Origin of the sequence: Mycobacterium sp., from assembly GCF_032159565.1 — a bacterium.
In the GTDB taxonomy this organism is placed as follows: Bacteria; Actinomycetota; Actinomycetes; order Mycobacteriales; family Mycobacteriaceae; genus Mycobacterium.
Map to the genome: position 1 here is coordinate 25,398 of NZ_JAVHWR010000210.1, position 9,389 is coordinate 34,786.

General features: G+C 65.5%; 10 protein-coding genes. 5 read left to right on the forward strand and 5 right to left on the reverse strand.

Annotation, left to right across the window (positions count from 1 at the left end; genetic code table 11):
• Window positions 1-58 precede the first annotated feature (58 nt).
• From QOC76_RS28605 to QOC76_RS28620, 4 genes are read left to right on the forward strand one after another with little or no spacing between them, the layout of a single operon-like run.
• The gene (locus tag QOC76_RS28605; RefSeq protein ID WP_526362900.1) at window positions 59-1,594 is read left to right on the forward strand and encodes an ABC transporter substrate-binding protein; all 1,536 of its coding nucleotides are present in this window, start codon (window positions 59-61) and stop codon (window positions 1,592-1,594) included.
• Window positions 1,591-2,559: an ABC transporter permease gene (locus QOC76_RS28610; RefSeq protein WP_526362902.1), complete on the forward strand. Its 969-nt coding sequence runs from the start codon at window positions 1,591-1,593 to the stop codon at window positions 2,557-2,559. Before QOC76_RS28605 ends, QOC76_RS28610 begins: the two co-directional genes overlap by 4 nt.
• Window positions 2,556-3,461, forward strand: a complete 906-nt coding sequence (locus tag QOC76_RS28615; RefSeq protein WP_526362904.1) for an ABC transporter permease — start codon at window positions 2,556-2,558, stop codon at window positions 3,459-3,461. The genes QOC76_RS28610 and QOC76_RS28615 overlap by 4 nt, the downstream gene beginning before the upstream one ends.
• 13 nt (window positions 3,462-3,474) lie before the next feature.
• A complete protein-coding gene (locus tag QOC76_RS28620) occupies window positions 3,475-5,082 on the forward strand; it encodes a dipeptide ABC transporter ATP-binding protein (protein ID WP_526362906.1) in 1,608 nt (535 codons plus the stop codon).
• A gap of 24 nt (window positions 5,083-5,106) precedes the next feature.
• On the opposite strand, the gene QOC76_RS28625 is transcribed toward QOC76_RS28620, so the two are convergent.
• Both QOC76_RS28625 and QOC76_RS28630 read right to left on the reverse strand, forming a co-directional pair.
• On the reverse strand, window positions 5,107-5,607 hold the full coding sequence (locus tag QOC76_RS28625; protein ID WP_526362908.1) for a DUF427 domain-containing protein: 501 nt from the start codon (window positions 5,605-5,607) through the stop codon (window positions 5,107-5,109).
• The gene (locus tag QOC76_RS28630; protein ID WP_526362910.1) at window positions 5,591-6,472 is read right to left on the reverse strand and encodes an oxygenase MpaB family protein; all 882 of its coding nucleotides are present in this window, start codon (window positions 6,470-6,472) and stop codon (window positions 5,591-5,593) included. The genes QOC76_RS28625 and QOC76_RS28630 overlap by 17 nt, the downstream gene beginning before the upstream one ends.
• A gap of 210 nt (window positions 6,473-6,682) precedes the next feature.
• Between QOC76_RS28630 and QOC76_RS28635 the strand changes: the two genes are divergently transcribed.
• Window positions 6,683-7,153, forward strand: coding sequence for a DUF4232 domain-containing protein (locus tag QOC76_RS28635; RefSeq protein WP_526362912.1), 471 nt, complete (start codon window positions 6,683-6,685; stop codon window positions 7,151-7,153).
• On the opposite strand, the gene QOC76_RS28640 is transcribed toward QOC76_RS28635, so the two are convergent.
• The 3 genes from QOC76_RS28640 to QOC76_RS28650 all read right to left on the reverse strand — a co-directional run bounded on the left by QOC76_RS28640 (window position 7,146) and on the right by QOC76_RS28650 (window position 9,002).
• On the reverse strand, window positions 7,146-8,156 hold the full coding sequence (locus QOC76_RS28640) for a prenyltransferase (RefSeq protein WP_526362914.1): 1,011 nt from the start codon (window positions 8,154-8,156) through the stop codon (window positions 7,146-7,148). The genes QOC76_RS28635 and QOC76_RS28640 overlap by 8 nt on opposite strands.
• Window positions 8,157-8,209: 53 nt before the next feature.
• Window positions 8,210-8,500 carry a WhiB family transcriptional regulator gene (locus QOC76_RS28645; RefSeq protein ID WP_526362916.1) on the reverse strand — a complete coding sequence of 97 codons (291 nt, stop codon included), beginning with the start codon at window positions 8,498-8,500 and terminating at the stop codon, window positions 8,210-8,212.
• A 73-nt stretch (window positions 8,501-8,573) separates the two neighbouring features.
• On the reverse strand, window positions 8,574-9,002 hold the full coding sequence (locus QOC76_RS28650) for a hypothetical protein (RefSeq protein ID WP_526362918.1): 429 nt from the start codon (window positions 9,000-9,002) through the stop codon (window positions 8,574-8,576).
• Between the last annotated feature and the right edge of the window lie 387 nt (window positions 9,003-9,389).

The window sequence follows — 9,389 nt, forward strand, 5'->3', positions numbered from 1 at the left end:
TTCGATCACCGTGCAACCCGGGTAGTAGTCGAAGGGCCGACGATTCGGGGTGATGGTGATGGCGAGAGCGGCGAGGTGGTCCGCCGTTGGCTTCATCGCCGCACTGTTCTTCGCCCTCGTTGCCTGCTCGACGGGCGAAAGGGTCGATCTCGGCGGTAACTCGTCGGGACGCCTGGTGGCAGCGATCGCCGGGGAGCCCGACCAACTCGACCCCAACAAGACCAGCGCCTACTTCTCGTTCGAAGTCCTCGAAAACGTCTACGACACCCTCGTCCAACCCGACGCCCACCTCGAGATGCGGCCTGCGCTCGCCGAATCTTGGGACGTCAGCCCCGATCAGCTCACCTGGACCTTTCATCTACGCCCGGGCGTCACGTTTCATGACGGCAGCCCACTGACCGCCGACGACATCGTCTACACCTATCGCCGCATCATCGACCAGGAGCTGGCGAACGTCGACAAGCTCAGCGCCGTCACCGATGTTCGGGCGACCAACCCGGAAACCGTCGTCATCCGCCTCAAGCAGCCCACACCGAACCTCCTCACCAACCTCGGCGGCTTCAAGGGCATGGCGATCGTGCAACGCAAGAACGTGGAAAGCGGCCAAATCGCCACCCACCCAATCGGCACCGGTCCGTTCGCATTCGAATCCCAGAAGAGCGGTGACTCGATATCGCTGAAGGCCAACCCGGCCTACTGGGGTGGTGCCCCGAAGGTGTCCGGCGTCATCTTCCGATTCATCCCCGAGAAATCCACTGCGCTGTCGGCCCTGCAGGCCGGTGAAGTCGACTGGACCGATTCGATTCCCACGCAGCGGGTGAACCAGCTGAAGGACGACGACTCCGTCAACCTCGCCGTCACGCCGAGCAACGACTACTGGTACCTCGCGCTGAACGAGACACGCAAGCCATGGAACGACGTCAGGGTTCGGCAGGCGATCGCCTACGGGATCGACCGCGACGCCATCATCGCCGCCACCAGTTACGGCACCGCCGCGAAGAACGAACTCGCAATCCCGAAAGGGAATTACGCCTCTACCGATTTCGGCAAGTACCACTACGACATCGAGCAGGCCAAACGCCTACTGCGCGAAGCGAACGCGTCGCCGCAGAACCTCGATATGCTGGTCACCAACGAGTATCCGGAGACGGTCACCGCCGCCCAGATCATCGCCGACAACCTTGCGCCGCTCGGGATCACGGTGAACATCCGCACCGTCGACATGGCGACCTGGCTCGACGAACAGAACAGCGGCCACTTCGACATGCTGATGATGGGCTGGCTCGGCAACATCGACCCCGACGACTTCTACTACGCCCAGCACCACACCGGCGGCACCAGCAACGCGCAGAAGTATTCGAACCCCGAAGTCGACCGGCTGTTGGACGCCGGCCGCGTCGAGACGAACCGAGACGCCCGCGCCGATATCTACCGGAAAGCCGCCACGATCATCGGCGACGAGTGCAGCTACATCTATCTCTACAACCCGTCGGTGATCCAGGCGTGGAACAAGGGCATGTCGGGATATGAAGCGCGCCGCGACAAGGCCATTCGCTTCCGGGCCGCGAGCATCAGCGAAAGCGGGTCGCAATGATCCGAATCGTGACGAATCCGGTCGTGCGGTTCGTGGCACGACGACTGCTGTATTCGATCGTCGTGATGGTCGGGGTGCTCGTCGTCGTCTTCATGCTCGTGCACCTGGTTCCCGGCGATCCCGTCCGCATCGCGCTCGGCACCCGGTACACACCCCAGGCCTATGACGCACTGCGCAGCGCAAGCGGATTGGACCGTCCCGTCATCGAGCAGTTCTTCGGCTACATCGGCAATGCGCTGACCGGTAACCTCGGTGTCAGCTTCCGCAACGGCGACCCCGTCACGGTCACGCTGCTCGAGCGATTGCCGGCCACCGTGTCGCTCGCCGCCGTGGGGATCGTCATCGCCCTGCTCATCTCGCTGCCCGCCGGAGTCTGGTCCGCTCTGCACGAGGGCCGCATCAGTGACGCGATCGTCCGCGTCACAAGCCAATTCGGAGTGTCGATCCCCGACTTCTGGATGGGTATCCTGCTGATCGCCCTCTTCGCGTCGACCCTGCACTGGCTTCCGACGTCCGGATACCGAGCGCTGTTCGACGATCCGGGCGGCTGGTTGCGGCACGTCATCCTGCCCGGACTGACCGTGGGACTCGTCGCCGCGGCGATCATGACCCGGTACATCAGGTCGGCCGTACTCGAGGTCGCCGCAATGGGCTACGTGCGCACCGCGCGGTCGAAGGGATTGCCGCCGCGGGTGGTCACCGTGCGACACACCGTCCGAAACGCCGCCATCCCGGTGCTCACCATCACCGGCATCCAGTTGGCGACGATTCTTGGTGGCGTCATCGTCGTCGAGGTCGTGTTCGCCTGGCCCGGTCTCGGCCGGTTGGTCTACAACGCCGTCGCGGCGCGCGACTATCCGGTCATCCAGGGTGCGGTGCTCCTCATCGCAGCGCTGTTTCTGCTCATCAACCTTGTCGTGGACCTCCTGTATGCGTTGGTGGACCCGAGGATCCGGTTGTCATGACGTCGAACACCCCCATCGACAGCGATACCGTCGAAGACCAACCGCGGCTCTCGGCCCTGCGATTGCTGGCGGGCAACCCGGTCACGGTGGCGAGCGCAATCGTGCTCGCGCTCATCGCGGTCGTCGCGGTGACTGCGCAGTGGATCGTGCCGTTCGGCATCAATGACGTCGACGTGCCGAACGCGTTGCGACCGCCCAGCGACGACCATTGGTTCGGCACCGACGAACTCGGCCGCGACGTCCTGTCGCGGGTATTGGTGGCCATCCAGGCGTCGATGCGGGTTGCCGTGGTGAGTGTGGCGTTCGCCGTCGTGGTCGGTGTGACGATCGGCGTGGTCGCGGGCTACCGCGGCGGCTGGCTGGACACCGTGGTCATGCGGGTGGTCGACGTGATGTTCGCCTTCCCGGTGCTGCTGCTCGCTTTGGCGGTGGTGGCGATCCTGGGTCCGGGTGTGACGACGACGATTCTGGCGATCGGCATCGTCTACACCCCGATCTTCGCGCGCGTGGCGCGTGCCAGCACGCTCAGCGTGCGGGTGGAGCCCTTCGTTCAGGTGTCACGCACGATGGGCACGGGCCACCTCTACATGCTCGGGCGGCACATCCTGCCGAACATCGCCGGACCGCTGATCGTGCAGACCTCGCTGTCACTCGCGTTCGCGATCCTGTCCGAGGCGGCGCTGTCATTCCTCGGTCTTGGCATCCAGCCTCCGCAGCCGTCGTTGGGACGGATGATCTTCGACTCTCAGGGGTTCGTGACACTCGCGTGGTGGATGGCGGTGTTTCCAGGCGCCGCCATCGTCGTCACTGTGCTGGCTTTCAACCTGCTTGGCGACGCGCTGCGCGATGTGCTGGATCCCAAGCAGCGCACCATGATCGAGGCGCGGAGGCACAGTGGCTGAACCTGTATTGACCGTGAGTGACCTACGCGTGCGAATCGGCAGGCGCGCGATCGTCCGGGGAGTCTCCTTCTATGTCGAGCGCGAGTCCACGCTCGGCATCGTCGGCGAATCCGGTTCGGGTAAGTCGATGACGGTGCTCGCAGCGACGGGACTGCTCGACGCACCCGGCGCCGTCGTGAGCGGTTCGAGCACGCTGGCAGGAGCGGGCGATGCGACAGCGACACAGCTCGTCGGGGCATCTGCCCGCGTGCTGCGCGACGTTCACGGCGGTCGCATCGGATTCGTGTTCCAGGATCCCGGAACCTCGCTCAACCCTCTGCTCACAGTCGAGCGCCAGATCACCGAATCCCTTGAGACACACCGCAACATGACCAGGCGGCAGGCCACGGACCGTGCAATCGAACTGATCGAGGCGGTAGGCCTGCCGGAGCCTCGGACGCGGCTGAGTTCCTATCCCCATCAACTGTCGGGTGGGCAGCGACAGCGCGTGATGGTCGCGATCGCGTTGGCGTGTGATCCCGAACTGCTGATCGCCGATGAGCCGACCACATCGCTTGACGTCACGACACAGTCGCAGATCATCGACTTGATCCGCGATCTGCAGAAAGACTTCGGCACCGCGGTGGTGTGGATCAGCCACGACCTCGGGGTCATCGGCCAGGTGGCCGACGACGTCACCGTTCTGCAGGACGGCCAAGCCGTCGAGCAGGCGCCGATTCTCGATGTGTTCGACAACCCACAACAGCCCTACACCCGAGAACTGCTCAAAGCCCGACCGCTCATCGGGGTGTCGGGCCCGCCGCCTGCCGACGCCGAAGCGCCGGTGTTGCTGGCCGTGAACGGGTTGGACGTCCGGTTCCCGGTAACCACGCCGACCGGAAGGTCGACCGTTCATGCGGTGAAGGATGTGAGTTTCCAGATTCGGCGCGCAACGACGCTGGGACTCGTCGGCGAATCCGGTTCGGGCAAGTCGACGGTGGCAGCGACGCTCACCGGACTCGTCGAACCGGATTCCGGCAGTGCCTCACTGGACGGAATCGATGTGTTCGGCGTACGCGGCCGCGCGGAGAAGGGTCTGCGCAGGCGCATCAGCCTGGTGTTCCAGGATCCGTTCTCGTCGCTGAACCCCCGCACCCGCGCGGGAACGGCGATCGAAGAGCCGTTGCGAGTGCACGGCCTCGCGAAGGGAAAACAGGCGCGCCAGAAGCGAGTGGACGAACTGCTCGAACTCGTCGGCCTGCCTGCGTGGTTCGCGTCGCGTTACCCGCACGAGCTGTCCGGCGGCCAACGACAACGAGTCAGCGTCGCCCGCGCCCTTGCCACCGAACCCGACCTGCTCATCCTCGACGAATCCACCGCGTCGCTGGATGTCTCGGTGCAATCGCGGGTCCTTGATCTGCTCGCCGATCTGCAACGCGAACTGCACCTGACCTATCTGTTCATCGGTCACGATCTCGCCGTCATCCAGCGAATGAGCCACGACGTGCTCGTCATGCGGGACGGCGCCGCCGTCGAATACCGACCCGCGGCAGAGCTCTTCGGCGATCCCGAGCAGGAGTACACCCGCGCTCTGTTGGCTGCGGTTCCGCCCGCACGGCCCCGTACTGCGCTGCCGGGTTAATCGGCCGGGGCAAGTGTTCGGGCATCACCAGCCCATCGATCCCGCTATGCCCTTGAACGGCCCGGTGATCCGGCTGGTCACCCAGCCACCGTAGAACCCGCCGGGCTGCGGAACGACCACCTCGCCGTTGACGGTGCAGCGGTCGACGGCGGCGGCCATCACGGCGACGGCGCCTGCGATCGATTCGAAACCCGCGGTCGGAGTCGGATACGTCCAAGCCGCCGCTGCCGCCTGCTTGGTTTCGGTCACCAGATCGAAGTAGCTCGCCCGGCCCTTCCATTCACACCACGACGAACCCGACGCCGGTCGCAGCACGCCGTCGCAGAAGCATTCGCGGGGCAGATAATAGGTCGGCGGATGGCTGGTCTCGAGGACACGCCATCCCCGGGTCGTCGATGCGATCGTGTTTCCACCCAACTCGACGGTGATGGCGCCTGCAAAGTCCTCCACCCGCGGCGGCCGGGGAAAGTCCCACACCGATTCCTGTCCCGGCCCGGGCTTCTCGGGCTCAGGCCACCGAGTCATGTTCTGCCCGTGCGGTCGTCATCACCCATCGAAGTCCACCGACAACGGCGTTGCCCGCCATCTTGATGACGGTCGCCTCCACCGGCGGAACATAGGGCAGCCGCAGCGGCAAGCGCGCCCATGCGGGCAACATCGACACCGAGGTCGCCGCGAGAACGCCGTACGGTGCGCGCGCGACCAACGGCAGCGGCGGCGTCAACAGCAGAAACCGGGCGGCATCCCGCGCGGCGGCCGTGCTGCGCAACTCAGGGCGGTAGGCGGAGATCCGTTGTCGCAGTTGTTCTTCAGTGCGGGGCGGATCGGTTACCCCGAGCGCCTCGGCGACACGCGCGGTGTCGGCCACGTAGCCGTCGCGGCCGTCCTGGTCGAGCGGAGCCGCCCCGTAGCGTTGGTGTGCCAGCAGGAAACTGTCGACCTCGGCGATGTGCACCCACTCCAACAGGTGAGGGTCGGACGCGGCGTACGGCGTCCCGTCCGGTGCCACGCCGCGCACCCGCCGATGGATCCCGCGCACCTTGTCGACCGCGCGTTGCGCGTCGTCGGCCGTGCCGAACGTGGTAACCGCCAGGAACGTGCTGGTGCGCTGGAGCCTGCCCCAGGGGTCACCGCGGTAGTCGGAGTGCTCGGCCACACCTGCCATGGCGAGCGGGTGCAACGATTGGAACAACAGCGCCCGCAGGCCGCCGACGAACATGGAGGCGTCGGCATGCACACGGCGGATCGGGCGGTCCTCGGCGAACCATCGCGGGCCGGGTGTGTCGTGGATGCGCGCCCTGTTGTCGGGCCCGTTGGGGCCTGCGACCAGACCGAACAGGGCCCGACCGAGGCCGCCGCGCAACCTGCTCAGCTCGCTCAAGAGGCTCATATCTTCGACGGTACCGCCACAGAATCCGTGTTTTGATGACGAGGTGGCTGCCGACGAGGTCATCTATTGCTCCTCACGTCCGCAGGTCTCGTCAACCGATCCCCGAAAAGTTGAGCCGAGTCAGTGTTCCGCTCCCTCCCCAAGAATCCTTCAAGGGGTCAACCGCAGCCTTGTAGCCGTCCCCTCAGGAACGGACAGACAAGGACCACCATGAAGCTCACGACTACAGCGACAGCTGCGCTGGCGGCCATGTTCGTCGCCGCGTGCTCGTCGTCGACGGGATCGACCGCGGCCCACATTGCGCCGGAGAAGTCGGCCCCACCGGCTTCGACGCATCGGGCGGTGACCTTGGCATTCGGCCTGGCACCCGGCGCAGGTGCGTGCACGGTCACCGGCTATCCAGGAGTGGACAGCGGCGCAGGCGGGCCGCTTGTGCACGCCGACCACTTGCCACGCGGCTATATGGGTGGCCTGCCCGAGGGCGTCGACGAGCCGCCGACGATGACGCTGACGCCATCGGTGTCGGCGGATGCCGTCGTCGAAAGCCTCGCAGTCGACAAGAGCGGCGATCAGTGCCCCACCTACACCGATTTGCGGGTCACTCCTCCCGATGCGACCCAGACGTCAACCGTGGCAACAACAATCGAGGCATGCGTACTGCTGGTCCATCCGGTTACATGACCTTCAGCACGGCGCCGATCGCCAGACCGAGCACCAGTAGCGCACCGGCCTGTCGCACATGCAGAAATGCCAGCGCCGCGTACCACAGCGGCCACACCGGGTAATTCGGCGGCGGCTCGCCGGGTGGTGGGCGCCGGAACCGCGGCCAGATCTTCCAAAGCCGCGGCAGCGCGAGCGCGACGAGAAGCGCGGGCCAGGGCATCGCACCGAGCGCGACGGCCAGCGCGACCAGCAGATAGAAGCCGACCATCATCGCCAGCGTGACGACGCGGGCGCGTCGCTCTCCGAGAATGACGGGCAGCGTGCGGATTCCGAGCGGTTCGTCGAACGGAATCTTGTCGATGTGCTTGCCCATCAACACCGTCGTGCTCAGCAGGCCGTACGGCAGCGAGGCCAGCACGATGTCCCATCCGACGGTGCCGACCGCCGAGAAGTAGGTACCGCACACCATCAGCGGACCCCAGACGACCAGGACGTCGGGCTCACCGAGACCACGCTTCTTCAACCGCAGCGGTGGTGCCGTGTAGGCGACGCTGAGCATGAAACCCGCGAGCGCAAACGCGAGCACCGGCCAGCCGCGAGCCATCGTGAGCACCACGAGGATCGCGAGGTCGGCGATGTTGACGAGAAGGATGGCCACCACGAGCGTCTTGCGGCTCACCAGCCCGGACAGCACCGGATGCGGCGCGTAGAGAGCGCGGGGGTAGGTGGTGCTGTCGGTGCCGACCTGGGTGTCGAACAGGTCGTTCATCAGATTGTTGGCGATGTGGGCAAAGGTGATCCCGATGAGCGAGAGTACGAGCCAGCGCCAGTCGAGACCCGGCTCCCCGAACGCCAGAAGCGCGGCGACCAGACCGGACACCAGCGTCATCGGCAGCACCGCGGCTCTGGTCACCACGAGCCAGCGCGTGACCGTGTCCACCGGTGCGCCGGGCGGCGGATTGGTGGTACGCAGGGCATAAACCCAGGACGACACCCTGGATCGAGACTTGACCTCCGTCATTTCCGAATCGTATGCCCGCAGCCGCCGACCGAGTAGGGACCGTCAGATTTGTGTCAGCGCGGGCCGGGCCGTTTGGCGAAGTGCTCCGACCAGGATGTGACCTCGGGATGCTGCCGTATCAGTTTTCGGCGTTGACGCTCGGTCATGCCGCCCCAGACACCGAACTCGACGCGGTTGTCGAGCGCGTCGGCCAGACAGTCGGCCACGACCGCGCATTGGCGGCAGATCACCGCCGCTCGCCTCTGGGCGGCACCGGTCACGAAGAGTTCGTCGGGATCGGTGGAGCGACATAGAGCTTTCGAGACCCATGCGGTGCGGCGCTCGGCCGCCGTCAGATGCAACATGAGGACATCTTCGAAGAGTCTGGCGCGGCGAGTACGAGTAGTCGGCTACCCCAAATGCGGAAACGTTGCGGAATCAGGCCTGATCCATGGCGAAATACATTGCGCCTCCTGTGATCGGTGCCGGGCTTCCGCAGGCGGGACCGTCGGAGGTGCCGACGATGGTCCCTCGAAGGGTCGCGGCGTCGAGGGACAACACCGATGTGCCCGGCGCCGACGTGCCGTTCCTGCAGTCGATCGCGTCCGCCTTGTGCAGGGTGGCCGTCCATCGACCGTCCGCCAGGTGCGCCTCGTACGTCGCGCCGTTCTCACCGACTATTTCTGCACAGCCGGAACCGCACAGATCCACGGTCCAGATCGCAGCCGTGTTTCCAGGTGCGTAAACACCGGTTTTGTCGACGTTGTACTTGCCGTTGTTGAGTACATCGGCCCAAGCCGGGCCTGCGAAGCCGACAGCCATTGCGCCCACCACAGCGGCCACCGCAATTGTCCTGTCAATTCTCATGCTCTCCCCTGCCGGGCCAATGCTTCGCCGGTGCGCGCGATGGGCACATTCTCCGGCCAACGCGCCCGGCAGGTCGCAAGATCGCCGAGATGGGGAAAGCTCGACTCCTTTACCCGATCTTGACCGTCCATTGATATGAGGTGTTTCCCTACATTTCGCCGCGAGCACACGGCAGCGAGCGGCACCAATCGGTCACCGAGCGACTGCGGAGTCCCGAGGGTCTTCTCCCCCGTCGCCCGCCCGCTTCATCGGTGCGGTGAACGCCTCGTTCCAACGCTTTCTCGGGCCTTCCCCCGTCACGCACAGTGCCTCACAAGGACACTGGACAGGTACACCGTGATGAGCTTGATGTTGGCGACTGCGAAAAGGAGACGTGATGGGTGGCGG